The organism is Siccirubricoccus soli, assembly GCF_024178315.1.
In the GTDB taxonomy this organism is placed as follows: domain Bacteria; phylum Pseudomonadota; class Alphaproteobacteria; order Acetobacterales; family Acetobacteraceae; genus Siccirubricoccus; species Siccirubricoccus soli.
Map to the genome: position 1 here is coordinate 79,841 of NZ_JAMZIK010000067.1, position 25,513 is coordinate 105,353.

23 protein-coding genes are annotated in these 25,513 nt (G+C 72.2%); 12 read left to right on the plus strand and 11 right to left on the minus strand.

Going from position 1 to position 25,513, the window contains the following annotated elements; genetic code table 11:
* Positions 1-103 precede the first annotated feature (103 nt).
* Positions 104-1,099, minus strand: coding sequence for a Bug family tripartite tricarboxylate transporter substrate binding protein (locus tag NJ376_RS11365; RefSeq protein WP_252953376.1), 996 nt, complete (start codon positions 1,097-1,099; stop codon positions 104-106).
* A gap of 126 nt (positions 1,100-1,225) precedes the next feature.
* Between NJ376_RS11365 and NJ376_RS11370 the strand changes: the two genes are divergently transcribed.
* From NJ376_RS11370 to upp, 3 genes are all read left to right on the plus strand, one after another.
* Positions 1,226-2,467: a GTP cyclohydrolase II gene (locus tag NJ376_RS11370; RefSeq protein WP_252953377.1), complete on the plus strand. Its 1,242-nt coding sequence runs from the start codon at positions 1,226-1,228 to the stop codon at positions 2,465-2,467.
* Positions 2,464-3,672: a URC4/urg3 family protein gene (locus tag NJ376_RS11375; protein ID WP_252953378.1), complete on the plus strand. Its 1,209-nt coding sequence runs from the start codon at positions 2,464-2,466 to the stop codon at positions 3,670-3,672. Before NJ376_RS11370 ends, NJ376_RS11375 begins: the two co-directional genes overlap by 4 nt.
* Before the next feature lie 99 nt (positions 3,673-3,771).
* Positions 3,772-4,401, plus strand: a complete 630-nt coding sequence (upp, locus tag NJ376_RS11380) for a uracil phosphoribosyltransferase (protein ID WP_252953379.1) — start codon at positions 3,772-3,774, stop codon at positions 4,399-4,401.
* A gap of 301 nt (positions 4,402-4,702) precedes the next feature.
* On the opposite strand, the gene mfd is transcribed toward upp, so the two are convergent.
* Both mfd and NJ376_RS11390 read right to left on the minus strand, forming a co-directional pair.
* Positions 4,703-8,197, minus strand: coding sequence for a transcription-repair coupling factor (mfd, locus tag NJ376_RS11385; RefSeq protein WP_252953380.1), 3,495 nt, complete (start codon positions 8,195-8,197; stop codon positions 4,703-4,705).
* Entirely contained in the window at positions 8,194-8,547 is a 354-nt protein-coding gene (locus NJ376_RS11390; RefSeq protein WP_252953381.1) for a succinate dehydrogenase assembly factor 2, read from the minus strand. Before NJ376_RS11390 ends, mfd begins: the two co-directional genes overlap by 4 nt.
* Positions 8,548-8,631: 84 nt before the next feature.
* On the opposite strand from NJ376_RS11390, the gene recG reads away from it, so the two are divergent.
* Both recG and dps read left to right on the plus strand, forming a co-directional pair.
* The gene (gene recG / locus NJ376_RS11395; RefSeq protein ID WP_252953382.1) at positions 8,632-10,728 is read left to right on the plus strand and encodes an ATP-dependent DNA helicase RecG; all 2,097 of its coding nucleotides are present in this window, start codon (positions 8,632-8,634) and stop codon (positions 10,726-10,728) included.
* 219 nt (positions 10,729-10,947) lie between these two features.
* A complete protein-coding gene (gene dps / locus NJ376_RS11400) occupies positions 10,948-11,463 on the plus strand; it encodes a DNA starvation/stationary phase protection protein Dps (protein ID WP_252953383.1) in 516 nt (171 codons plus the stop codon).
* Between the two features lie 152 nt (positions 11,464-11,615).
* Here the strand turns inward: dps and NJ376_RS11405 are convergent, their stop codons facing one another.
* The 6 genes from NJ376_RS11405 to NJ376_RS11430 form a co-directional block, all read right to left on the minus strand.
* On the minus strand, positions 11,616-11,945 hold the full coding sequence (locus NJ376_RS11405) for an FtsB family cell division protein (protein ID WP_252953384.1): 330 nt from the start codon (positions 11,943-11,945) through the stop codon (positions 11,616-11,618).
* 107 nt (positions 11,946-12,052) lie between these two features.
* Positions 12,053-13,330: a phosphopyruvate hydratase gene (gene eno, locus NJ376_RS11410; RefSeq protein ID WP_252953385.1), complete on the minus strand. Its 1,278-nt coding sequence runs from the start codon at positions 13,328-13,330 to the stop codon at positions 12,053-12,055.
* A gap of 197 nt (positions 13,331-13,527) precedes the next feature.
* Positions 13,528-13,725, minus strand: a complete 198-nt coding sequence (locus NJ376_RS11415) for a hypothetical protein (RefSeq protein ID WP_252953386.1) — start codon at positions 13,723-13,725, stop codon at positions 13,528-13,530.
* Between the two features lie 81 nt (positions 13,726-13,806).
* Complete coding sequence (locus tag NJ376_RS11420) at positions 13,807-14,520, minus strand: class I SAM-dependent methyltransferase (protein ID WP_252953387.1); 714 nt, start codon at positions 14,518-14,520, stop codon at positions 13,807-13,809.
* Between the two features lie 108 nt (positions 14,521-14,628).
* Positions 14,629-15,594 carry a Bug family tripartite tricarboxylate transporter substrate binding protein gene (locus tag NJ376_RS11425; protein WP_252953388.1) on the minus strand — a complete coding sequence of 322 codons (966 nt, stop codon included), beginning with the start codon at positions 15,592-15,594 and terminating at the stop codon, positions 14,629-14,631.
* Between the two features lie 13 nt (positions 15,595-15,607).
* The gene (locus NJ376_RS11430) at positions 15,608-16,387 is read right to left on the minus strand and encodes an SDR family oxidoreductase (protein ID WP_252953389.1); all 780 of its coding nucleotides are present in this window, start codon (positions 16,385-16,387) and stop codon (positions 15,608-15,610) included.
* Positions 16,388-16,613: 226 nt separating this feature from the next.
* Here NJ376_RS11430 and NJ376_RS11435 point away from each other — a divergent pair, with 226 nt between their 5' ends.
* Both NJ376_RS11435 and NJ376_RS11440 read left to right on the plus strand, forming a co-directional pair.
* Entirely contained in the window at positions 16,614-17,579 is a 966-nt protein-coding gene (locus tag NJ376_RS11435; protein ID WP_305879976.1) for a tripartite tricarboxylate transporter substrate-binding protein, read from the plus strand.
* Between the two features lie 188 nt (positions 17,580-17,767).
* On the plus strand, positions 17,768-19,105 hold the full coding sequence (locus NJ376_RS11440; RefSeq protein WP_252953390.1) for an MmgE/PrpD family protein: 1,338 nt from the start codon (positions 17,768-17,770) through the stop codon (positions 19,103-19,105).
* Positions 19,106-19,315: 210 nt separating this feature from the next.
* On the opposite strand, the gene NJ376_RS11445 is transcribed toward NJ376_RS11440, so the two are convergent.
* Together NJ376_RS11445 and NJ376_RS11450 are read right to left on the minus strand one after the other, a co-directional pair.
* Complete coding sequence (locus tag NJ376_RS11445; protein WP_252953391.1) at positions 19,316-20,014, minus strand: J domain-containing protein; 699 nt, start codon at positions 20,012-20,014, stop codon at positions 19,316-19,318.
* Positions 20,015-20,023: 9 nt separating this feature from the next.
* Positions 20,024-20,728 (minus strand): vWA domain-containing protein, encoded by a 705-nt coding sequence (locus tag NJ376_RS11450; RefSeq protein ID WP_252953392.1) that lies wholly within the window; start codon positions 20,726-20,728, stop codon positions 20,024-20,026.
* Positions 20,729-20,896: 168 nt separating this feature from the next.
* Between NJ376_RS11450 and NJ376_RS11455 the strand changes: the two genes are divergently transcribed.
* The 5 genes from NJ376_RS11455 to trpC all read left to right on the plus strand — a co-directional run bounded on the left by NJ376_RS11455 (position 20,897) and on the right by trpC (position 25,269).
* Positions 20,897-22,483: a hypothetical protein gene (locus NJ376_RS11455; RefSeq protein WP_252953393.1), complete on the plus strand. Its 1,587-nt coding sequence runs from the start codon at positions 20,897-20,899 to the stop codon at positions 22,481-22,483.
* 212 nt (positions 22,484-22,695) lie between these two features.
* Positions 22,696-22,851: a hypothetical protein gene (locus tag NJ376_RS11460; RefSeq protein WP_252953394.1), complete on the plus strand. Its 156-nt coding sequence runs from the start codon at positions 22,696-22,698 to the stop codon at positions 22,849-22,851.
* Positions 22,848-23,435 (plus strand): anthranilate synthase component II, encoded by a 588-nt coding sequence (locus tag NJ376_RS11465; RefSeq protein ID WP_252953395.1) that lies wholly within the window; start codon positions 22,848-22,850, stop codon positions 23,433-23,435. The genes NJ376_RS11460 and NJ376_RS11465 overlap by 4 nt, the downstream gene beginning before the upstream one ends.
* Positions 23,432-24,442, plus strand: coding sequence for an anthranilate phosphoribosyltransferase (gene trpD, locus NJ376_RS11470; RefSeq protein ID WP_252953396.1), 1,011 nt, complete (start codon positions 23,432-23,434; stop codon positions 24,440-24,442). The genes NJ376_RS11465 and trpD overlap by 4 nt, the downstream gene beginning before the upstream one ends.
* On the plus strand, positions 24,439-25,269 hold the full coding sequence (trpC, locus tag NJ376_RS11475) for an indole-3-glycerol phosphate synthase TrpC (RefSeq protein WP_252953397.1): 831 nt from the start codon (positions 24,439-24,441) through the stop codon (positions 25,267-25,269). The genes trpD and trpC overlap by 4 nt, the downstream gene beginning before the upstream one ends.
* The last annotated feature ends 244 nt before the right edge of the window (positions 25,270-25,513 follow it).

Sequence of the window (25,513 nt, forward strand, 5' to 3'; positions counted from 1 at the left end):
CGGACCGCCGGAGCCGGAGGTTTCCGCCAGGGTCCGGTCCTTCCGGAGGCGGGCCGGACCGGCCCCTGGCGGCGGGTGCTTATGCGCGCCCAGGCGGAGATATTCAATCAGCGGTTATGCCGCCGGCCTGGACCACCCGTTTCCAGCGTGCGATCTCCGCCTCCTGGAAGGCGGCGAATTGGTCGGGCGCATTCGCCACCACCTCGAAGCCCAGCTCCTCCAGCCGGGTCCTGCTGTCCTCATGCCGGAGCGCCGCGACGGCCGCCGCATGCACCCGGGCCAGCAGCGCCGGCGCCATCCCGGGCGGCCCGCCGAAGCCCTGCCAGGAGTAGACGACGAAATCCCGCAGCCCGAGTTCCACGGCGGTCGGCACCTCCGGCAGAAGCCGGCTCCGGGTCTCCGAGGTAATCAGGATGGGTCGCACCCGCCCGTCGCGGATCTGCGGCGCGATGGAGCCGAGATTCTGGAAGGAAAGCTGCACCGTGCCAGCGAGCAGCGCGGTGGTGGCCGGCCCGCCCCCGGTGAAGGGCACATGCGCCTGTTCCGTCCCCGTCACCTGCTTGAACATTTCCATCGTAAGATGATCCGAGGAGCCGGCGCCGCTGGTGGAATAGGAGGCCCTGCCCCCATTGGCCTTCAGCCAGGCCACCACCCCTGGGAAATCCGTCGCCGGGATGGAACCGGGGTGGACCACCAGCACATTCGGCGTCCGCACCGTCTGGGTGATGCGGGTGAGCTGGGTGACGGGGTCGTAGGCCAGGTTCGGCCGCAGCGCGACATTGATCGCCCAGGTGCTGAGCGGCGCGTGCATCAGGGTGTAGCCATCCGGCGCGCTGCGGATCACCTGGCGGGCGCCGATCTCCCCGGTCGCGCCCGGGCGGTTCTCCACCGTGACGGGCTTGCCGAGCGCCGCCTGCATCTGCTGCGCCATGGCGCGGGCGATGATGTCGCTGCTGCTGCCCGGCGCGAAAGGCACCAGGATGGTGACGTTGCGCGAAGGCCATTCCTCCGCCGCCTGGGGCTGCGCCTGGACCCGGCCCCCCGCCGCCAGCGCCAGCCCGCCGAGGCCTGCCCCCATCAGATGCCGCCGCGCGATCATTTCGTTGCCCCCTTGTACTTGCCTCCATGGGCCATGGCCCGCCCTCCGCTGTCAAATGCAACCGCAACCTCTTGATCTCTTGCCCGGTTCCGTTGAGTTTCGCAGCCGGAACCCGAGCGGGGACGCATGAGCCTCAATTCGCCGCGGCATATCCGTCTGACTTCCCACCCCGAGCCCCAGGCACTTCGCCGGCGGTTGCGCTGGGGCGCGGCTGAACCCGTGGCCCGGGGGCCGGTCATCGGCTCCGTCACCCGCCCCGCCGACCGCAACGTCATCGGCACCCATGGCGGCTCCTATTCGCTGTACCGGGCACTGGCCGTGTCTTCCGGCACGCTCTCGCCGCTGCAGCGGCCGGACCTCGCGAACACCCATCCGGTGGCGGAGATCGGCCCCTACCCGCAATGGTCGGCGCCGGGGAAGATCGTCTCCCTCGACCCCTGGGGCCATCTGGCGACCGAGGTATTCGGCGAGGCGATCGCCGAGGGCATCGACATCCGCCCCACCATCGCCATCACCCGGGCGCGGCTCAACCTGGCGGAGCTGAACGCCGAGATCGCCGCCGGCCGACTGGTGCCGGACGGGCGCGTGCTGCATCCGGGCGGCGACGTCTCCGTCACCAAGGCGGCGGTCGATCCCGTCTGGTGGCTGCCCGGCATCGCGGAGCGCTTCGGGGTGAAGGAGCACGACCTCCGCCGCACCCTCTTCGAGCAGACCGGCGGCATGTACCCCGAGCTGGTGACGCGGCCCGACCTGGACGTCTTCCTGCCGCCCATCGGCGGCATCTCCGTCTACATCTTCGGCGAGCCGCGGGCGCTGGCGGACCGGCGCACCCCCCTCACCTGCCGGGTGCATGACGAGTGCAACGGCTCGGACGTCTTCGGCTCCGACATCTGCACCTGCCGCCCCTACCTGATCCACGGCATCGAGGAATGCGTGCGCACGGCGCAGCAGGGCGGCGTCGGCCTCGTCGTCTACAACCGCAAGGAAGGCCGCGCGCTGGGCGAGGTGACCAAATTCCTGGTCTACAACGCCCGCAAGCGGCAGGCGGGCGGCGACCAGGCCGCCACCTATTTCGAGCGCACGGAATGCGTTGCCGGCGTGCAGGATGCGCGCTTCCAGCAGCTCATGCCGGATGTGCTGCACTGGCTCGGCATCACGAAGATCCACCGCCTCGTCTCAATGTCCAACATGAAGCATGACGCCATGGTGGAGCAGGGCATCGAGGTCGGCGAGCGCGTGCCCATTCCGCCGGACCGCATCCCGCCCGATGCCAGCGTGGAGATCGAGGCGAAGAAGGCCGCCGGCTACTACGCCCCCGAGGGCGGCGCGGACCTTTCCACCACCGGCCGCCCGCTGGGGGAGATGTGAGCTCCCTCGCTTATCGCCTGCTGACGCCGGAAGCGGTGCGGGAACGCTCCACCGAGCTCTATGCCGCCGCGCTGGATGGCCGGCTGCCGGGCTGGCGCGTGCATCCGGAGGCGCTGCCCGCCTGCGCCGACCTCGTCGCCGCCGAGATCCGCAGCCGCTACCCGACGCTGGAGGTGCCCTTCCATGCCCGCTGGCGGCATTTCACCGTCGGCGGCGTGGATCGCTGGGCGGCGCTGCGGGCCCTGGCGGATTTCCCGTCCCCGGCGGCCGAGGCGCGGGCGGCCTTCGACCTCGCCATCCTCTCCGTGCTGCTCGATGCCGGCGCGGGCGCGGCCTGGCGCTATGCGGAAACCGGCACCGGCCAGGTGCTGCGGCGCTCCGAGGGGCTGGCGGTGGCGAGCCTCGCCATGTTCGCCGCCGGCGCCTTCGCCGAGGACGGTGTCTCCCCCCGTGCCGATGCCGCGCGCCTCGCCCGGATCACCGAGGCGGAGCTGGCCATCGGCTTCCAGGCGGGCGAGACCAATCCGCTGATCGGCCTCGCAGGCCGCGCCGCCCTGCTGCGCCGGCTGGGCGAGGTGGCGCTGGCCGCGCCGGAGGTCTTCGCCCGCGCGGACAGCGCCCGGCCCGGCGGGATCTTCGACCTGCTGGCCGCGGGCGGCGAGGTGCCGGCGCGCGCCATCCTCATCGCCCTGCTGCGCCATCTCGGCCCGATCTGGCCAGGGCGGGAGGCGCTGGAGGGCGTGCCGCTCGGCGATTGCTGGCGGCATCCCGGCATCCGCCGGGCGGATGAGACGGCGGGGCTGGTTCCCTTCCACAAGCTCTCGCAATGGCTGGCCTATTCCCTGGTGGAGCCGTTGCAGGCGGCGGGCCAGGTGGTGGTGGGGCTGGATGCGCTGACCGGCCTGGCGGAATACCGCAATGGCGGGCTGTTCCTCGATGCCGGGGTGATCGCGCTGGAGGATCCGGAGGCGGCAACCCGGGAGCATGCGCCGGGGGATCCGCTGGTCGTCGGCTGGCGGGCGCTGACGGTGGCGCTGCTGGATGCGGTGGCGCCGCTGGTGCGGGAGCGGCTGGGCCTGACGGATTTCCCGCTGGCGCGGGTGCTGGAGGGCGGGACCTGGTGGGTGGGGCGCAGGCTGGCCGCCGAGAAGCGCGAGGATGGCGGACCTCCCCTGAAGATCCTCTCGGACGGGACGCTGTTCTGAGACGCCCTTGGGGAAGGCGCCGCCTTCCCGTTGAACGCCGTGCGTTCACCCCCCAATCCCCGAGAGGTCGAAAGGCCTATGGAAACCAGGAGCTGGCCGATGCGGCAACTGCATGTCGTGAAACACCCGCTGGTGCAGCACAAGCTGACCCTGATGCGGCAGGAGGTGCGCTCCACCCAGGGCTTCCGCCGGCTGCTGAACGAGGTCGGCATGCTGCTGGCCTATGAGGTGACGCGCGACCTGCCGCTGGAGCAGGTCGAGATCGAGACGCCGCTGGCGCCGATGAAGGCGCCGCGGCTGGCCGGCAAGAAGCTGGTCTTCGCCCCCATCCTGCGCGCCGGGGTCGGTTTCCTGGACGGCATGCTGGACCTGGTGCCCAGCGCCCGCGTCGCGCATATCGGCCTCTACCGGGACCCGCAGACGCTGCAGGCGGTGGAGTACTACTTCAAGGCGCCGCCGGATGTGGCGGAGCGGCTGGTGATCGTGCTGGACCCGATGCTCGCCACCGCCAACAGCGCCGTCGCCGCAGTGGACCGGCTGAAGGAGCGCGGCTGCCGCGAGCTGCGCCTGGTCTGCCTGCTGGCGGCGCCGGAAGGGGTGGAACGCTTCCACGGCACGCATCCGGACGTGCCGATCTGGACGGCGGCGGTGGATGAGCGGTTGAACGAGCATGGCTATATCGTGCCGGGCCTCGGTGATGCCGGCGACCGGATGTTCGGTACGCGGTAGCAAGGCAGCGGAGCACGAGGGTCGCAGAGGGCGGCGCAGCCCCGCTGATGCGCCAGGCCTTTGCCGCCATGGCGCTGTCGAGCCGCATGCTGCCGAGTGGCTTGAATGGCAGGCATCGAAGACGCACCGCGCGCCGCGGTCCCGCGCAGCCTGGCTGATCTTCTTGGCGGGAGAGAGGCGCAGACGGTGGCCGGCCACCGGTCGGCACAATGCCCGCCTGCAAACTCACGGTTTCCAAAGGCCTTACGGCCTTTGGCGCGGAGAGCCCGAGAGGGGCAAAGCCCCTCTCGGCATGCTCGCCTCACGCCGCCTTCGCCGTCCCCGAGAGCTTGGCGATCGCCCCCACCAGCTCCTTCGCCACCCGGATGCGCTGCGGCAGCTCCATCTCCTTGAGCAAGGCGAGCTTATGATCAGGCCGCAACTTCACCAGCCCCTTCTGCGCCGCCACCCATTGCACCAGCCCCCCCGGGTTGCGCGGCTGGTTGCGGAAGAAACCCAGCACGATGCCCTTCGGCCCGGCATCCAGCTTCTCCACCCCCGCCGCACGGCACAGCGCCTTCAGCGCCACCACCTGCAGCAGGTTCTCCACCTCCTCCGGCACCGGCCCGAAGCGGTCGGCCAGCTCCGCCGCCATCGCCTCGATCTCCGCCTCGCCGGACAGCGCGCCGATGCGCCGGTAGAGCCCCAGCCGCACCGGCAGGTCGCGCACATACTCCTCCGGGATCAGCACCGGCAGGCCGAGATTGATGTTCGGCGTGAAGTCGCGGGCGTAATCCGCCTCGCCCTTCTTCTTCCTGCCCTGCCCGGCCCGCAGATCGGCGACCGCATCCTCCAGCATCTGCTGGTAGAGCTCGATGCCCACCTCGCGGATATGCCCGCTCTGCTCGTCGCCCAGCAGGTTGCCGGCGCCGCGGATGTCGAGGTCGTGGGAGGCCAAAGTGAAGCCGGCGCCGAGATTGTCGAGCGTCTGCATCACCTCCAGCCGCTTCTGCGCCGCCGCGCTCAGCCGGTGCGCCGGCGGCCAGGTGAGGTAGGCATAGCCGCGCTGCTTGCCGCGCCCGACCCGGCCGCGCAGCTGGTAGAGCTGCGCCAGGCCGAACATGTCGGCACGGTGGATGATCAGCGTGTTCACCGCCGGCATGTCGAGCCCGCTCTCGACGATGTTCGTCGCCAGCAGGATGTCGTGCTTGCCGTCGCCGAACTCCGTCATCACCTTCTCGAGATGGGTCGGCGCCATCTGCCCATGCGCCTCGACGATCCGCGCCTCCGGCACGATCTCCCGCAGCCGGTCCGCGACCTTCGCCATGTCCTCCAGCCGCGGCACCACGCAGAAGATCTGCCCGCCGCGGAACCGCTCGCGCTGGATCGCCTCCCGCAGCACCACGCCGTCCCAGGGCATGATGAAGGTCCGCACCGCCAGCCGGTCCACCGGCGGCGTCGCGATCACGCTCATCTCCCGCACGCCGGTCAGGGCCAGCTGCAGGGTGCGCGGAATGGGCGTCGCCGTCAGGGTCAGCACATGCACATCGGTCTTCAGCGCCTTCAGCTTCTCCTTGTGCGCCACGCCGAAATGCTGTTCCTCATCGACGATGACGAGGCCGAGCTCGGCGAACTCCACCCCCTTGCCCAGCAGCGCATGGGTGCCGACGACGATGTTGATGGAGCCGTCCTTCAGCCCCTCCTTGACCTGCGCCGCCTCCTTCGCCGTCACCAGGCGGGAGAGCTGGGCCACATTCACCGGCAGCCCCTCGAAGCGCGCCCGGAAGGTGCGGAAATGCTGCCGCGCCAGCAGCGTGGTCGGCACCACCACCGCCACCTGCAGCCCGGCCATGGCGACGACGAAGGCGGCCCGCAGCGCCACCTCGGTCTTGCCGAAGCCGACATCGCCGCAGATCAGCCGGTCCATCGGCCGGCCGCTCGCCAGATCCTCCAGCACGTCGGAAATGGCGCGCTGCTGGTCCTCGGTCTCGGCGAAGGGGAAGCGGGCGCAGAATTCGTCGAAGGCCCCCTCCGGGGGCATCGCCGCCTGGCCCTCCCGCAACTGCCGCTCGGCGGCGATGCGGATGAGCTGGCCGGCCATGTCCTGGATGCGCTGCTTGGCCTTGGCCTTGCGGTTCTGCCAGCTGGTGCCGCCCAGCTTGTCCAGCGCAACCCCCGCCGTCTCGGTGCCGAAGCGCGACAGCACCTCGATGTTCTCGACCGGCAGGAAGAGCTTGTCGCCGCCATCATAGATCAGCCGCAGGCAGTCATGCGGCGCGCCATTCACCTCGATGGTCTCGAGGCCATCGTAGCGGCCGATGCCATGGTCGGCATGCACCACCAGGTCGCCCTGCTCGATGCCGGTGGCATCGGCGATGAACTGGTCGGCCCGCTTCCGCCGCCGCGGCGGCCGGGCGATACGCTCGCCCAGCAGATCCTGCTCGCCGACGACGGAGAGCCCGAACCCGGCGCCGGTGGCCTCCTTCGGCGCCAGAAAGCCGCGTTCCAGCCCCACCACCGCCAGCCCGACGACGCCGGATGGCAGCTTCGCCAACTCGGCAAAGCTCTCCACCGCCTGGGCGACGACACGGTTCTCCCGCAGCAAATTCGCCAGCCGCTCGCGGGAGCCGCGGGTCCAGGCCGCGAGCACCGGGCGCCGGCCGCTCTCGACCATCGCCGCCGCATGCTCGGCATAGGCGGTGAAGACGTTCTGCCCGGCCGCCCGCGCCTCGGTGAAGAGCCGCCCGGGCCGGCCGCCGGCATCGATCCCCTCCGCCCCATCCGCCCGTGCGAAGGGCGAGAAGCGGAAGAGCGGCCCGCCGGAGAGCATCCGGTCCCAGCCCGGCCGCGTCAGATAGAGCCGCCCCGGCGGCGCCGGCCGATAGGGCACCTCCCCCTCCGCCCGCACCGGGTGCCGCCGCGCCTCGTAATGGTCGGCGATCATCTCCAGCCGCGCGGCCAGCACATCCTCCGCCTGGTGGTCCAGGCTGACGGAGGCGCCGGGGACATAGTCCAGCAGCGTCTCCATCTCCGCATGGAACAGCCCGGCCCAATGCTCCATGCCGGGATGCTTCCGCCCGGCGCTGACGGAGACATAGAGCGGATCCTCCGTCGCCGCCGCGCCGAACAGATCCACATAGGCGGCGCGGAAGCGGCCGATGCTCTCGGCGTCGAGGAACACCTCCCCCACCGGGCGCAGCCACAATTCCTGCAGCGCCTCGCCGCTGCGCTGGGTGCCGGTGTCGAAGCGCCGCAGGCTCTCGATCTCGTCGCCGAACAGGTCGAGGCGGACCGGGTCCTGCTCCCCGGCCGGGAACAGGTCGATGATGCCGCCGCGCACGGCGTACTCGCCCGGCTCCATCACCGTGCCGGTGCGGCCATAGCCGTTGGATTCGAGGAAGGCGGTCAGCGCCTCCGGCCGCACCCGCCCGCCCTTCTTCAGCACCATGGTGGCGCCGGCGAAGGCCGCCCGCGGCGGCACCTTCTGCACCAGGGCGTTCACCGTGGTCAGCAGGATGCGCGGCCGATCGCTCGGCTCCAGCAGCCGCGTCAGGGTGGCGACGCGCTCGGCAACGAGTTCCGGGTTGGGCGAGACGCGGTCATAGGGCAGGCAGTCCCAGGCAGGGAAGCGCAGCACCTCCACCCCGGATGCGAAGAAGCCCAGCGCCTCCGCCAACCGTGCGGTCCGGGCATCGTCGCGGCAGACATGCAGGACCGGCGCGGCGGTCTCCGCGCGGCGCCGTGTCAGCAGCAGCGCGTCGAATCCCTCCGGCGCCCCGTGGACGGTGAGGCCCGGCGCGGTCAGGACCTCGCTCATCCCCGCCGCGCCGTATTCCGTGCGCCGTCGCCAGGCACATCCCGTGCACCGTCGCGCAACTCCTCAGGCAGCCCGGCCCCTGGCGCGGCGCATTCCACCGCCATCCGGTCCAGCATCGGGCTGCGGCATTCCGGCGGAATCGGGCGGCGGCCGGAGAGCCAGTCCGCCAAATCCACATCCGGGTATTCCAGCACCGCCTCCAGCTCCTCCAGCTCCGCCTCGGCGAAGCGGGCGATATGCCGCTCGGTGAAGGCGCCGATCATCAGGTCGGCCTCCCTCGTCCCGCGGTGTCGGGCGCGGAACAACAGGCGGCGGCGGCGGGGATCGAGGGGGTCGGGGGTGTCGGGCATCGCTCCGGATGGCATATAGGCCCCCATGGGAATCCTGTCAGCCCGACGCGGCAGCCCCCCGCGCGGTTGCACCGCCGCAGACCCATGACCGCAGCGCCGGCGGAGACGCCTCAGCCGCTTGCCCCGCTCCATGCCCCGCTGGCGAGCCTGCCCGGCGTGGGGCCGGTGATCGCGAAGCGGCTGGAGGAGGCGGTGGGCGGCAAGACGGTGCTGGACCTGCTCTTCCACCTGCCGGAACGCTATGCGCGGCGGCTGCGCGTGCCCGGCCCCCAGGCGGCGCCGCCGGAGCAGGAGGTGATCCTGCCGGCCCTCATCGGGCCGATGCGCCTCGCCCGCTCCCGCACCGGCCGGCCCTATGTCGAGTTCCGCTGCGAGTCGGACGGAAAGCGCCTGCTCGTGCGCTACATCAATGGCCGCGCCGACTGGCTGCGGCAGCTTCTGCCCGAAGCGACCGAGCGGCTCTTCGCCGGCAAGATCAGCGTCGAGGGCAATGCGTTCTCCATGGTGAACCCGCTCTCCGCCACCGGGCCCGAGGGATTGCCGGAGCTGGAGCCGGTCTGGCCCCTGGTGAAGGGGCTGACGCTGCGCCATGTCGCCCGCGCGGTGAAGGAGGCGCTGGCCCTGCTGCCGGAGCTGCCGGAATGGCTGGACGCCCCGCTGCAGCGGCGGGAGGGCTGGCCCGGCTTCGCCGCCGCGCTCCGGGACGTGCAGGCGCCGGAGGGCGAGGCCCCGCCCCCCGCTGCCCGCGCCCGCCTGGCCTATGACGAGGCGCTGGCCGGCCAGGTGGCGCTGGCCCTGGTCCGCCGCCGCGTCCGCCACCGCGCCGGCCGCGCCCTGGAGGGCACCGGGGAGCTGCGCAGCCGGGCGCTGGCCGCCTTCGGCCATCCCCTCACCCCCTCCCAGGCGCATGCGCTGGCGGAAATCGACGCCGACCTCGGCGCCCCGCACCGCATGCTGCGGCTGTTGCAGGGCGATGTCGGCGCCGGCAAGACCCTGGTCGCCGTGCTGGCCATGCTGCGCGCCGTGGAATCCGGCGCCCAGGCGGCGCTGATGGCCCCGACGGAGATCCTCGCCCGCCAGCATATCCGGACGCTGGACCGGCTCTGCACCCCGGCCGGGGTGCGGGTGGAGCTGCTGGCCGGCAGCGTGAAGGGTGCCCAGCGCAAGCGGGTGCTGGGGGGGCTGGCCAGCGGCGCCGTCAACATCGTCGTCGGCACCCATGCGCTGTTCCAGGAGGGTGTCGCCTTCCGCGACCTCGGCCTCGCCGTGGTGGATGAGCAGCACCGCTTCGGCGTCGCCCAGCGGCTGATGCTGGCGGAGAAGGGCGAGACCGCCGACATGCTGGTGATGACGGCGACGCCCATCCCCCGCACCCTGCTGCTGACCCAATGGGGCGAGATGGCGGTCAGCCGCCTCTCCGGCAAGCCGGCCGGGCGGCAGCCCATCACCACCACCCTGCACGGCCTGCGGCAGCTCGACCAGGTGGTGGCAGGCATCGCCCGGGCGCTGGAGCGCGGCGCCCGGGTCTACTGGGTCTGCCCGCATGTGGCGGAGAGCGAGGTGGTGGACCTCGCCGCGGTCGAGACCCGCTTCGCCGAGCTCTCCGAGCGCTTCCCCGGCCTGGTCGGCCTCGCCCATGGGCGGCAGGAGACCGAGGTGCGGGAGGCGGCGCTGCGCGACTTCGCCGCCGGCCGCACCCGGCTGCTGGTGGCGACCACGGTCATCGAGGTGGGGGTGGACGTGCCGGAGGCGACCATCATGGTGGTGGAGCATGCGGACCGCTTCGGCCTCGCCCAGCTTCACCAGCTGCGCGGCCGGGTCGGACGCGGCGCGGGGCAGAGCTACTGCATGCTCCTCTACGATGAGGGGCTCGGCCTGGCCTCCCGCGAGCGGTTGCTGATCCTCCGCGACACGGAGGACGGCTTCGTTATCGCCGATGCCGATTTCCGCCTGCGCGGCGGTGGCGAGGCGCTGGGCACCAGGCAGAGCGGCACTCCGGTCTTCCGCCTCGGCCTGCCGGAGGGGGAGAAGCAGGAGGGGCTGATCCTGATGGCCCATCGCGACGCCGCCCTGCTGCTGGAAAAGGATCCGCTCCTCACCGGCCCGCGCGGCCAGGCGGTGCGGCTGCTGCTGGACCTCTTCGGCAAGGGACCGGCGATGCAGGCGCTGGGGGCGGGATGAGGCGGCGGCACGCGGTCCTGCCTTCCCGCAGGACGCCGCCGCCTGGGAGCAGGGGAGATCGGGGGCCGGGCGGCACCGGCCAGGGGGACGATATTCACGGCTTTGTCATGCGGCGGCATCGGTCGTTCCGCGCTGGCGCATGGCAGGCATCACGGCGACAGTACTGGCCCTGGCCGCCGGCCGTCCCACATGCTGGTGTGCAACAAAGAGGAGAACACCATGGCGAAATCGGATAGGAAGTCGGATCTGCTGCCCACCCGGAACGACGTGCCGGGCAACGCCAAGCAGGTCTCGATCGAGGTGCTGCAGGGCTGCCTTTCGGACAGCGTCGACCTCTACAACGCCACGCGGCAGGCGCATTGGAACGTGAAGGGCCAGCATTTCGGCCAGCTGCACAAGCTCTTCGAGGAGTTCTACACCGCCCTCGCCGCGGCGACGGACGACCTCGCGGAGCGCATCGTCCAGCTCGGCGGCACGGCGAACGGCACCACCCAGACCATCGCCGGCGGCACCCGGCTGCCGCCCTACCCGACCGACATGCATGCCGGCATGGACCATGTGCGGGCGCTGTCCGACCGCTATGCCCAGGTGGCGAAGACCCTGCGGGAGGGCATCGACGCCACCGATGAGGCGGGGGATGCCGACACCGCCGACTTGCTGACCGAGCAGTCCCGCGCCACCGACAAGATGCTGTGGATGCTGGAAGCGCACCTGGCGGAAGACACCAAGCCCTGAGCTTTCTCCCCACGAAGCCGCTCCGCGGTTTCGGGGGGGCCTCCGGGGCGCTGGACGCCGGAAATCCTGCACCGCCTTCCGCGGCCTGGCCGCGGAAGGCTATCCCGATCCGTGGAAAGCCGGCGAATCCGCCCCCGCCGCGCTGCGGCCTCTCAGTACAGCCGCCGGCCCGGCTCATAGGGGATGACGATCTCGTCCTTGCCGACGAGGTTGAGCAGCGTCCGCGCCCGCTCATCGAGCTGGTCGCGGTCGATCTCCGTGCCGCGCAGCCCGTTCACCCGCCGCTCGATCCGGTCCCGCTCCTCGATGGCGCGCGCCAGCACCTCGCGCGCCGCGGCCACGTCCTTCTGCCGCTGCTCGCGCGCCATGGTGCCGAACTCGCCATGGATCGAGTGCCAGGCGAAGTAGCCGCAGAGCGCCGCGAAGCCGAGCGGCAGCAGCGCTTCCCGCGCCTTCCGCTTCAGCGTCTGGCCGAAGGACATGACTCCCAAACCCCCATACCTGATCCCCGGCGAAGAGAATCAGGCACGACACCCTTTGGCAAGCAGGAGCTGCACATCCTGTGGAGAATACTGAAGGGTGTGGGCGATTACCGCTTCAGGATGGTCCGCCCGGCATAGCGCGCGGCGCTGCCCAGGGTCTGCTCGATGCGGATGAGCTGATTGTACTTGGCCAGCCGGTCGGAGCGGCTGAGCGAGCCGGTCTTGATCTGCCCGCAATTGGTCGCCACCGCGAGATCCGCGATGGTTGCATCCTCCGTCTCGCCGGAGCGGTGGCTCATCACCGCCGTGTAGCTGGCCCGGTGCGCCGTCTCCACCGCCTCCAGCGTCTCGGAGAGGGTGCCGATCTGGTTGACCTTCACCAGGATGGAATTGGCCGTCGCCTTCTCGATCCCCTCCCGCAGCCGGGCGGTGTTGGTCACGAAGAGGTCGTCGCCGACGAGCTGGGTTTTCGCCCCGAGCTTCTCCGTCAGCAGCTTCCAGCCGGCCCAGTCATCCTCGGCCATGCCGTCCTCGATGGAGATGATCGGCCATTTGGCGCAGAGCGCCGCCAGGTACTCCACCATGCCGGCTTGGTCGAGCGTCTTCCCCTCGCCCTCCAGCTTGTAGACGCCGTCGTGGAAGAACTCGGTGGAGGCGCAGTCGAGGGCGAAGAGGATGTCCTCCCCCACGCGGTGGCCAGCCTTCTCGCAGGCCTTGGCGATGAAGCCCAGCGCCTCGTCGGCCGAGCCGATATTCGGGGCGAAGCCGCCCTCGTCGCCGACATTGGTGTTGTGGCCTGCGTCGTGCAGCGCCTTCTTCAGCTGGGCAAAGACCTCGGAGCCGATCCGCACCGCATCCGCCATGGTGCCGGCGCCCACCGGCATGATCATGAATTCCTGGATGTCGATCGGGTTGTCCGCGTGCTTGCCGCCATTGATGATGTTCATCATCGGCACCGGCAGGGTGCGGGCGAAGGCGCCGCCGACATAGCGGAACAGCGGCAGGCCCTGATCCGCCGCCGCCGCCTTGGCCACCGCCAGCGACACGGCGAGGATCGCATTCGCGCCGAGCCGCGCCTTGTTCGGCGTGCCGTCCAGCGCGATCATCGTCTCGTCGATGCGGAGCTGCTCGGTCGGGTCCATGCCGGAGAGGGCGTCGAAGATCTCGCCCTCGACATTCGCCACCGCCTTCAGCACGCCCTTGCCGCCATAGCGGGACTTGTCGCCGTCCCGCAGCTCCACCGCCTCATGCGCGCCGGTGGAGGCGCCGGAGGGGACGAGGGCATGGCCGGTGGCGCCGCTGTCCAGCACCACCTCCGCTTCCACCGTCGGGTTGCCGCGGCTGTCCAGGACTTCGCGGGCGATGATGTCGACGATGGCGGACATGGGGCCTCCGGCATGGCTGGTCCGGCGCCGGGCAGCCGGGCCGGGAATTCGGGTGAGGCCCGCGCCGCGCGCGCAGCGGGCCCGGGGGCCGGCCGGCCCCCGGCCGCGCTTATACGGTCCCCGTCCCGGGCGGCAAGGGGCGGCGCGCCGCCCGGCCTTTCACATGCGGCGCAGCGGCGCCGGCCGGGGCAGGCCGCTCAATCCAGCCCGAGATCGCCCCTGCCCTGGTTGGGATCTGCGAAGAGCCCGCCGCCGGCCACGGCCAGCAGAGCGGCGGCCACGTAGCTCCATTGCTCCCAGCCCGGCGGCGCCTGCCCGGCAAGGCCCAGCAGCCCGACCAGGGCCCCGAGCAGGATCAGCGCCGCCCCGAGGATGCGGCGGGGGGTGACCTCCATGCCAGGATCTCCGCAACGGCCGTGGCGAGACCGTTCCGCCCGCTCATCGCATCGCCAGGCCGCGGCGCGCAAGCCCGGGTTTCAGCCTGGCAGGGCGAAGGCTGGCGGCTTGCGCAGGACGGAGATGAAGTAGCCATTGTGCCAGTCGCTCTCCTTCCCGCCCGGCGTGCCGTGGGAATTGTCGAGCGAGGTGCGGATCTCCGCGGCGAACAGCGTCTCCAGCCCGGAATCGGCGATGGCCCGCCAGGTGCCGCGGCGCACCTGGGCCCAGTTCCAGTCGTCGCAGATGAAGACGAAGAGCTCCGCCAGCGCCGGCAGGGCGCGCGCCAGCCCGTCATACTGGTCCGCCTCCTCATGCGGGCCGTCGAACAGGTAGATGCCATAGGGCGGCGCCTGGGCGGCCAGGGTGGCGAAGGGCACCTGGCGGAAATCGCCTTCCAGGAAGCCCACCTGCGCCTCCGGAGTCAGATGCGCCTGGACATTGGCCAGGAAGGCCTCCTTCGGCCCGCCGAACTGGCTCCAATCGTCGATCGCCAGGGCCTGCACCGCATTCCCATGGATGGCGGCGCAGAGGGTGGAGCCCATCCAGGACCCGACCTCGAGATAGCGCGGCTGCGGCAGGGCGCGGACCAGATGGTTGATGAAGTGGCGGTAGCGCCCTCCCGACATGCCCTCGATGGCGTAGATGCCCTGGCTGCGGTCGATCTCGGCCTGCATCGCCTCGGTCAGCACCTGCTTCACGGTGCGGACGGTGCGGTCCGCTGGGTCCAGCGCGATGGCGGAGAGGTGGGTCAAGGGCGGGGCTCCGTTCTGGCAAGCCAGGGCGGAGAGTGACGGCAGGACATGAAGAAGGCGTTGAGAGGGGCGCCGCGTGCCCCTCCCCGGGCCCATGCCGGACCGCGCCTACTCCATCGTGATCTTCGCGGTGCGGACCACGACGCCGATCTTCTCCAGCTCGGCCAGGTAGAAGGCCCTGAACTCGGCGGCGCTGCCACCGACCACCTCGGCCCCCATCTCCAGCAGGCGGGCGCGCTCGGCGGGTTCGGTGATGATCTCCTGGAACACCTGGTTGATGCGGTTCACCGGCTCCTCCGCCATCCCGGCCGGGCCCAGTACCGCATACCATTCGTCGATCGCGAAGCCGGGCAGCGCGGCCTCGGCGATGGTCGGCACCTCCGGCAGGTAGGGCGCACGATGGGCGGAGGTGACGGCCACCGCCCGCAGCGAGCCATCCCGCACGAAAGGCAGGGTGGAGCTGGCATTGCCGAACATGAGCTGGATATGCCCGCTGACGAGATCCGCCAGCGCCGGCCCGCCGCCGCGATAGGGCACGTGCACCATGTCCACCCCGGCCGCCAGCTTGAACATCTCCCCCGAGATGTGCACCGCCGAGCCGATGCCGGGCGAGCCGAAGCTGAGCTGGCCGGGCCGCGCCTTGGCGTAGGCGATCAGCTCCGGCACCGTCCGCACCGGCAGCGCCTTGTTCACCGCCAGGATGTTGGCGACGCGCGCCAGGTTCAGGATGGGCGTCAGGTCGCGCACCGGGTCATAGCCCTGGCGGCCGAGCAGCGCCGCCGAGATGACGGTGCTGGTCACCATGCCGAAGCTGTGGCCGTCCGGCGGGGTGCGGGCGAGTTCCACCGTGCCGATGGCGCCGGAGGCGCCGCCGCGATTCTCCACCACCACCGGCTGGCCGAACTTCGCCATGAGCTGCGGCTGGAGCTGCCGCGCCAGGATGTCCGTGGTCCCGCCCGGCGGCCAGGTGACGATCAGCCGCAGCGGCCGGCTGGGAAAGCCCTGCGCCAGCGCGGACAGGGGCGGCAGCACCGCGGCGGCAGGGAGTGCGGCGAGCAGGGAACGGCGACGCATGGAAGGGAGATCCTCAGGCGATGGACCAGCCGCCGTCCATCGGCAGCTCGGCCCCGGTGATGTCGCGGCCGGCGGGGCCGCAGAGGAAGGCAACCATCGCGCCGATGGCCGAAGCCTCGACGAATCGGCCCGTCGGCTGCCTCGGGCCGAGGAAATGCCGCGCTTCGGCTTCCTCGTCACGGCCCGAGGCGGCGGCGGCGGCGCGGATCCGCGCCGCGATGTTCGGCGTCAGGGTGGTGCCGGGGCAGATGGCGTTGCAGGTGATGCCGGTGCCCGCCGTCTCCAGCGCTACGCCGCGCGTCAGGCCGATCAGCGCCGTCTTGGTGGTGACGTAGCCGATCCGCCCCCGCGTGCCGATGCGGCCATAGATGGAGGACATGTTGACGATCCGCCCCCAATCCCGCCGCCGCATCGCCGGCAGGCTGAGGGAGATCAGGTGGAAGGCGGCGGAGAGATTCACCGCGATGTCGCGGTCCCAGTCTGCCCGGCTGGTTGCCTCCACCGGGGCGAAATGCCGGGTGACGGCGTTGTTCACCAGGATATCCGGCTCCCCCGCCGCGGCGGCCAGCGCCTCGATCGCCGCCGGATCGGCGAGGTCCGCCACATGGTAGCGGCAGGCGATGCCGAAGCGCGCGGCGAGATCGGCGGCGAGCGCCGGGCCGTGCTCCTCCAGCCCGTGCAGCAGGATGTCGCAGCCCTCGGCCGCCAGCGCCTCCGCGCAGGCCAGGCCGATGCCGCCGGTCGCGCCGGTGATGAGCGCGGTGCGGCCGCGCAGAACGGGAGAGGATTGCATGCGGCGGAGGCTAGAGCATTTCCCGGCCCGGCGGAATCGCCCCGCCGCCCGGCAGCGGCGACGGGATGAAGGCCGGGGCGGGCGCCAGGCCCGCGCAAAGGGAAGCCGCCCTGCCCCGGGATGGGCGTAATCGACAGGCATGGACGCCGCCGCGCCGCGGATGCCCGCCTTTACACGCGCCGCCGATCCCGGATGATCGCGGCCAGGCCAATTCCGGAAGCGCCCGATGCCCCGTCTCCCCCGCCGCACCCTGCTGCTCGCCAGCTTGGCCGCCCCGGCCCTGGCCCAGGCCCAGGCGCCCTGGCCGCAGCGCCCGGTCCGGCTCATCGTCCCCTATGCCGCCGGCGGCGGCACGGATGTCTTCGCCCGCGCCCTGGCGGAAGGCCTCCGCCCCCTCCTCGGCCAGCCGGTGCTGGTGGAGAACCGGGCCGGCGCCAATGGCGTGGTCGGCTCAGAGGCCGTGGTGCGGGCGGAGCCGGACGGCCAGGTCTTCCTGGTCGATACCGGCAGCCACAGCCTGAACCCCTTCGTCATGCCCGCCCTGCCCTATCGCACGGGCCAGGATTTCACCCCGGTCGCCCTGCTCTCCCGCTTTCCCATCCTGCTCGCCGTCGGCGGCGGCACGCCCTGGAAGAGTGCGGCCGAGCTGGTGGCGGCGGCGAAGGCGGCGCCACGGAGCATCGGCTTCGGCACCTCGGATGCCGCCATCTCCTATGCCGGCAACCTGTTCTGCCGGCTGGCGGGGATCGAGATGGTGGAGGTCGCCTATCGCGGCGCCGCGCCGATGCTGAACGACCTCATCGCCGGCCACCTGCCGACGAGCTGGAACAGCACCGTCGCCGCCCTGCCGCATCTCCAGGCCGGACGCATCCGGGCGCTCGGCGTCACCACCACGACGCGCAGCGCCCTGCTGCCGGAGGTGCCGACCCTGGCCGAGGCGGGCATCGCCGGCTACGAATTCGCCGGCTGGTACGGCATGCTCGCGCCCGCCAGCCTGCCGCCCGCCATCGCCGCGCGCATGTCGGAGGCGATCGCGACCGTGCTGCGCGACCCCGCCATCCGCGCCAAGCTCGCCGCCACCGGCACCGATCTGTCGCCGCTCGGCCCGCAGGAATTCGCCGCCCTGCTGCGCGCCGAGGAGGCGCGCTGGACCCAGGCGGCGCGGGACGGGCTGATCGTCAAGGCGCAGTGAGACCGCTCGGGAAGACCGCTGCGCCGCTGGGGCCCAAGATCTCACACAGCCTTCCGTCAGGCCACGGAAGGACCACAGGCGGCGGCAGCTTTCGCCAAGCGCGGTAAGCTTCCACCCCGCACCCGACACCACTGGCGAGACCGGCCCCCGGGCGGCGCCGGTCCCGCGAGGATCGAGAGAGGAACGCCATGGCTCAGCCCTATGCCGGGGAATTGCTCGGCCGCTTCATCGCCGGCTCGGACTGGGCGGCGATCCCGCCCGCCCTGCGGCAGGAGGGGGTGCGCTCCATCCTCAACCATATCGGCTGCGCCCTCGGCGTGGCGCGCGATCCGGCGGTGCTGACCCCGCTCGGCGTCATGCGCGGCCTCTCCGCCGCGCCCACGGCCACGGTCTATGGCCAGGGGCTGAAGCTGGACGCGATGGGCGCCGTCTTCGTCAATGCCATCGCCGGCAATCTGCTGGACTATGACGACACCCATCTGAACACTGTCATCCATCCGGCCGCGCCGGTCGCCCCGGTCTGCCTGGCGCTGGCGGAGCAGCGCGGGCTTTCGGGCGCCCAGGTGCTGCACGCCTTCCTGCTGGGCGGCGAGGTGGAGTGCCGCATCGGCAACGCCGTCTCTCCGGGGCACTACGCGCGGGGCTGGCACATCACCTCCACCTGCGGCGCCTTCGGCGCGGCGGCGGCGGCGGCGAAGCTGCTCGGCCTCTCGGCGACGCAGTGCTGGCACGCCCTCGGCATCGCCTCCAGCCAATCGGCCGGCACTGTGGAGAACCTGCCGAGCGCGGCGAAGAACGTCTCGGTCGGCAATGCGGCGCGGCTCGGCCTGTTCGCCGCGCTGCTGGCGGAGGCGGGCTACGAGGCGGCCCCGGCCGCCATCGAGGGCCCGCTGGGCTGGGCGCGCGCCATGGGGGACGAGCCCGATGTCGCCGCCATCACGGAAGGCCTCGGCACGCGCTGGGAGATCGCCCGCACCACCTACAAGCCCTATCCCGCCGGCATCGTCTTCCATGCGGTGATCGATGCCTGTCTCGCCCTGCGCGCGGCGCGGCCGGTGCCGCCGGAGGCGATCGCTGCGGTGGAGGTGGCCGGGGATGCGCTGCTGCTGGCGCGCGGCGACCGGGCGGTGCGCAACAACCGCGATGCCCGCGTCAGCATCCATCACAGCGCCGCGCTCGGCCTGGTGCTGGGCCGCGCCGGCGTGGCGGAGTTCGAGCAGGCGGCGGTGGACGACCCCGTGCTCGCCGCCTTCCGCGCCAAGGTCACGGCGAAGCTCGATGCCGGCCTGCCCCGCGGCGCGGCGCGGGTGACCGTGCGCTATGCCGATGGCAGCGCGGCGGAGCGGGTGGTGACGGATCCGGTCGGCAGCGAGGCCAACCCGCTGAGCGAGGCGGCGCTGGATGCGAAATACCGCGACAACGCCGCGCTCGGCGGCTTCGCCGAGCGCGCCGAGGCGCAGATCGCCGCCATCCGCGGGCTGGAGACCGCCGCCGACATCAGGCCGCTGATGGCGCTGCTGGCCTGAACACTGCGGGGCGAAGGCGCGGACCGGATGGACGCGGCGCTAGAGCGCTTTCGGTTCACCTGCGTTCACCGAAAACGCTCTACGCTTTTGTTCGCACCGCAGGTTTACGCCTCGGGGCGATGCCGCCTACGGCAATCTGCTCTTAACGACCGGGGCAGGACGGTTGCGTGAGTCACGGTTTCGGTCGAGTCCTGCTCGGCCGACCCCGCCCTACCCCAGCAGCACATCCCGCGCCTGGTTGATCCGCGCCGCCAGCCAGTCGCTGCCGCCCTGGTCGGGATGCGCCCCGCGCATCAGCCGCCGGTGCGCCGCGCGGATCTCCGCCTCGCTCGCCCCCTCGGCCAGGCCCAGCACCTCCAGCGCCTCGGCCCGCGTCATCTTCCCGCTCCTGCCGGCGGGCGGCGGCGTCGCCTCCTCCGCCTGCCGCCAGTCGGGCGCCACCCGGTCCAGCCAGGCTTCCAGCAGCGGCACGCTCTCCGGGTCGCTCGCCCGGCACTCCGCCAGCAGCGCCAGCAGCTCGGCCAGGCCAAGCTCCGCCAGCTCCCGCCCCGCCTGCGGCCCACGCTTCACCCGGCCGCTCATCTCGCCGCTATCCAGCGCCACCCGCATGGCGAGCGTCGCCGTCTCGACGCTGCTCTCCCCCGCTGCCCCGTCCGGCCGCCGGCGGAAGCGCTGATTGGCCCACCAGCCCCGCACCCGCGGCAGCAGCACCGGGGCGAACATCAGCAGGCTCCAGAGCACGCTCATCGCGCGCCCGCTCAGCAGCACCAGCGCCACCAGGCCGAGCGCCGCCGCCGCCGCCACCCCGATGGCGATGGTCCGGATGGTCTCCACCCGCGCCCGGGCGAAGCCCTGCGCCAGCAGCAGCAGGAGCAGCAGCACCAGGGCGCCGAGGGCCAGCCAGAGCATGGCCGGGCCTTACCCCTTCGGCGCCGGCAGCTGCCCGGCGATGCGGGAGGCCGCCGCCCCCGGCAGCCGCGCCAGCGCCGCCCGCCCGCCCGCGGCATAGACCGCGACCGCCCGCAGCAGCGCCCTGAGCGCCTCAGCGCTGCCGGCATCGAACACCGCATAGGCGCCGCCCGAGACCTTGGCGATCTGCCGGAAGGCCTGACCCGCCCGCAGATCCCCGCCCTCGTGGAAGCAGAAGACCGGCGTGCCGCAGAGGCCGAGCTGCCCCGCCGCATGGCAGAGCGGGTCCACCGGCTCCTCCACCGCATCGCCGACGAAGACCAGCGCATGCACGCGGTCCTTCCTGGTCTCCGCCAGCGCATGGTCCAGCACGCGCTGGATCTGCGTCTGCCCGCCCAGGCATTGCACGCCGGTCATCCGCCGCGCCAGCTCCGCCGCATCGGCCAGGAAGGGCGTCGCGGCGAATTCCAGGAAGCCGCGGTAGTAGGCGAGCTGCACCTCGAGCCCGCCCATCTCCCGCGTCGCCAGGAACATCTCGCCCTGGAGCTGGCAGGCCCGATCCCAGCTCGGCTGGCGGGAGGCGGTGGCGTCGATCGCGAAGATCAGCCGGCCGCGGCGGCCGCTCGCCGGCTTCACCTGCGGCAGCCGCGCCACCTGCTGCAGGAAGGCTGCCACGGCAGCAGAGCGGCCGGGCCGGTCGGGCAGGTTGCTCATGACCGCAACATGGGCAGGCGCCGGCCGCGACGCCAGGGCCGACGCCGCCCATCCGTCTCGCCTCGCCATGCCGTGCGCCCTGGCACGGACATCGACCGGAGGTGGCATCAAACGCCTCCGTCTTGCCTCTCATCGCTGATAGGGTGGAGGCCGCACAGGGAGGATGGCATGCGCCGAGGCGTGACCCGTGGTGTGACCCGGACGGCAATGGGCATGGCGGCGGCGGGGATTGTCGCGGCCGGGCTCGGCACCGGCCTGGCCCTCGCGCAGAGCAAATCCCCGCCCGCCCCCGCCTCGCCCCAGCCGGGCGGCAAGCCTGCCCCAGCCGCCCCGGCCCCGGCCGCGCGGCCCGACAAATTCGCTGCCCCGCCCCCCGTCGCGCCGCCGCCCCAGGCCGCGGTGCCGGATAAATTCGCCCCGCCTCCCGGCGGCAGCCCCCCGGGCGCCGCGCCGCAGCCCGGCCCCCCCCAGGCCACCGTCCCGCAGCCCGTCGCGCCCCTGCCAGCCGATGCGCCGGAAGCGGTGCGCCGGCTGCGCGCCATGCTTGGCGCCGATATCGGCCTGACCTACCGCGAGGCCACCACCGACGGCACCGGCTCCACCCGCGTCACCGGCGCCAGCTTCCGCCGCGCGGATCAGCGCATCGAGGTGGAGGAGATGCTGCTGGACGGGGTGGAGGAGGACCGGATCGGCAAGCTCACCGCCACCGGCATCGCCCTGGGCGGCGAGACGCCCGCCATGCTTGGCCGCCTCACCCTGGAAGGCTTCCGCCTGCGCCGCCCCGCCCCCGGCGCGGCCCTCGCCCCGGGCGATCTCGGCCTGGACCTTCTGGTGCTGGAAGCGCTCGCGGTGCAGGGGGAGACGCCCGTCTCGGCGGAGGAGGCGCGGCTGGAGCAATGGTCCGCCGGCCGGCCCGGCCGCGTCAGCCTGACGGGACTCGACATCCTCGCCCGCACAGCCGGGGTGGTCGACCGGGTGCAGCTCGGCCGGCTGGCGCTGGAGGGCTACGACCTGCCCGGCCTGCTGCAGGCCGCGATCGACCGCCAGCCGCCGCCGACGCCCGCCAATGCGGTGGCGATCGAGCTGGACGGCCTCTCCGCCTCCCTCGCCGGGACGCGCCTCGGCAGCCTCGGCAGCTTCCGCCTCTCGGCCGACGCGCCGGAGGGGAGCGGCCAGGCCGGCCGGCTGGCGCTGCGCGAGCTGACGCTCGGCACCATCCCGGCGCTGGAGCCCTGGATGCGCCGCCTGGGCTACGCGGAGATCACCGGCGACATCGCGCTGGAAGCGCGGGTGGAGCCGGCGGCGGAGCGGATGGACCTGACCTCCTTCACCCTCGCGGCGCGCGGCATGGGCGGGCTCGGCCTCTCCCTGCAGCTCGACGGGGTGGGCACCGACCCGGGGCGGATGGCGGAAAGCGCCGAGCGGATGCGCCTGCTCGGCGCCCGGCTGACCTATCTCGACCAGTCGCTCTATGGCCGGCTGCTGGCCGACCAGGCGCGGCAGCAGCGCGTGCCGGAAGCCCGGCTGCGGGAGCAATACGCCACCATGGCCGCCCAGGCCCTGGGCCCGGCGGCGAGCGGTCCCCTCGCCCCCTCCCTCGCCGCCGTGCAGCGCTTCCTGCGTGGCCAGGCGCAGGAGGTGGAGCTGGTGCTGCGCCCGCCCGCCCCGGTGAAGCTGCGGGAGGTGTCGGAGCTCGGCGCCCAGGGGCCGGCGGCACTTCAGCAGAGACTCGGTCTGGCGGTGACGGCGCGATGAGCCTTGCCCGCCCCCAACGCCCCTGCTAGGGTCCCGCCCATGCGCGAGACCGTCCCCGCCACTGCACGATTTTGGTACCGCTGGTACACACCGGCGGCCTGAGGACCTCGCGCAGATCGAGACCATCACCAAGCCGCCACCTCCTGGCGGCTTTCGTGTTTCCGGACCCCTTGCTGCCAGTGTGCGTGACGGCCCCACCCCAGGAGCCTGACATGCAGCGCAGCGATTTCGATTTCGACGTCATCAGCGGCCCGTCCCTGCCGCCGCTCATCCGTCCCCTGCCTACGCCGCCGGCGCCGCAGCCGCCGCGTGCGGAAGAGCCCTCGCTTGACCAGTCGGCTGACCGGGCGGAAAGTTCGCGGCAATGATCCTGCTGATCGACAACTACGATAGCTTTACCTTCAATCTCTATCACTTCCTGGGCGACCTTGGGGTGGAGATCGAGGTCAGGCGCAACGACACGCTGACGAGCCAGGAGGCGCTTGCCCTCCGGCCGGAGGCGATCCTCCTCTCCCCCGGCCCCTGCACGCCGAAGGAGGCCGGCATCTGCCTGCCGCTGATCGGCGCCGCCGCCGCGGCGGGCGTGCCGCTGCTGGGCGTCTGCCTCGGCCACCAGGCGATCGGCCAGGCCTTCGGCGGCACCGTCATCCGCGCGCCGGAGCCGGTGCATGGCAAGGTGTGGGATGTCCACCACCGCAACACGGACGTCTTCGCCGGCCTGCCCAGCCCCTTCCGCGCCACCCGCTACCATTCCCTGGTGGTGCGCCAGGAAGACCTGCCGGCGGAGCTGGAAGCCACCGCCTGGACGGAGGACGGGCTCATCATGGGCCTCGCCCATCGCAGCAAGCCGATCTGGGGCGTGCAATTCCACCCGGAGAGCATCGCCTCCCAGCACGGGCACGATCTGCTGCGCAATTTCCTGGCGCTGGCCAAGGTCAAGGTGCCGGCGTGAACAGCCTGAAGCCGGTCCTCGCCCGCCTCGCCGCCGGCGAGCGCCTGGCGGAAAGCGAGGCGGAGGCCGCCTTCGGCACCATCATGGCGGGCGAGGCAACGCCGGCCCAGATCGCCGGGCTGCTGATGGCCATGCGCGTCAGGGGGGAGACGGTGGCGGAGCTGACCGGCGCCGTCCGCGCCATGCGTGCCCGGATGACCGCCATCGAGGCACCGCCCGGCGCCATCGACATCGTCGGCACCGGCGGCGACGGCTCCGGCAGCCTCAACATCTCCACCGCCGCCAGCCTGGTCGTCGCCGGCTGCGGCGTGCCGGTGGCGAAGCACGGCAACCGCGCCCTCTCCTCGAGATCCGGCGCCGCCGATGCGCTGGCCGCCCTCGGCATCAATCTCGACGTGCCGCTGGAGCGGCTGGAGGAGGTGCTGGCGAAGGCCGGCATGGCCTTCCTGATGGCGCCGCGGCACCACGCCTCCATGCGCCACGCCGCCGGGCCGCGGGTCGAGCTCGGCACCCGCACCATCTTCAACCTGCTCGGGCCGCTGGCCAATCCGGCGCGGGTGAAGCGCCAGCTCACCGGCGCCTTCAGCCCGGCCTGGCTGCGGCCGATGGCCGAGACCCTCGGCCGGCTCGGCACCGAGCGCGCCTGGGTGGTGCACGGCCAGGGGCTGGACGAGATCGCGCTCTGCGGCGAGACCCAGGTGGCGGCGCTGGAAGGCGGCACCATCCGCGAATTCACCGTGGCGCCGGAAGATGCCGGGCTGGAGCGCGCCCCGCCCGAGGCGATCCGCGGCGGTGAGCCGGCGGAGAACGCCGCCGCCCTGCTGGCGTTGCTGGAGGGTGCCCCCGGCCCCTATCGTGACATCGTGCTGCTCAACGCCGCCGCCGCCCTCATCGTGGCCGGGCGCGCCGAGAGCCTCCGCGCCGGCGCCGCGCTGGCCGCGCGGGCCATCGACAGCGGCGCCGCTTCTGCCGTACTGGGCCGCCTGAAGGACGCCACCGCCCCATGAACGCCCCCAACCTTGCCTTTCCCGAACTCGAGGTGCCGGACACCCTGGCCCGGATCCTGGCCGACAAGTACGAGGAGGTGCGGCAGCGCGCCGAGGTTCAGCCGCAATCGGAGCTGGAGCGGGCAGCGCGGGACGTGCCGCCGCCGCGCGGCTTCATCCGCGCTCTCTGCAGCGCCGTCGCCGATGGCCGGGTCGGGCTGATTGCCGAGATCAAGCGCGCCTCGCCCTCCGGCGGGCTGATCCGCGACCCCTTCGACCCGCCCGCCCTGGCGGAGGCCTATGCCGAGGGCGGCGCCACCTGCCTCTCCGTCCTGACCGACGCCCCCTATTTCCAGGGCAGGCCGGAGGATCTGAAAGCCGCCCGCGCCGCCTGCGAACTGCCGGTGCTGCGCAAGGACTTCATGGTGCATCCCTGGCAGATCTACGAATCCCGGGCGATGGGCGCGGATTGCGTGCTGCTCATCATGGCCGCGCTCGCCGATACCCAGGCGAAGGAGCTGGAGGACCTGGCCCACAGCCTCGACATGGCGGTGCTGGTGGAGGTGCATGACGAGCGGGAGCTGGAGCGGGCGCTCGGGCTGAACAGCCGGCTGATCGGCATCAACAACCGCAACCTCAAGACGCTGAAGACCGATATCGCCACCACGGAGAAGCTGGCCCCGCTGGTGCCCGCGGACCGCATCCCGGTGGCGGAGAGCGGCATCCGCACGCCCGAGGATGTGCGGCGCATGGCGGTGGCCGGCGCCCGCTGCATCCTGGTAGGCGAGCATCTGATGCGGCAGCAGGATGTGACGGCGGCGGCAAGCGCCCTCGTTCACGCGCTGTGATCTGAGAGGGGCGCTGCCCCTCTCAAACTCTCTGCAGAGGGCTGAAAGGCCCTTCGAACCCTTGAGTCCGCTGTTCGAAGCGTCACGCCCAAACTCATGGTTTCCAAAGGCCCTTCGGCCTTTGGCGGGGTGAGCCCGAGAGGGGCGGCGCCCCTCTCGGCCCGAAGGAAGGCCCCATGCCCAAGCTGACCCATTTCGACGATGCCGGCCGCGCTGCCATGGTGGATGTCTCCGCCAAGGACGA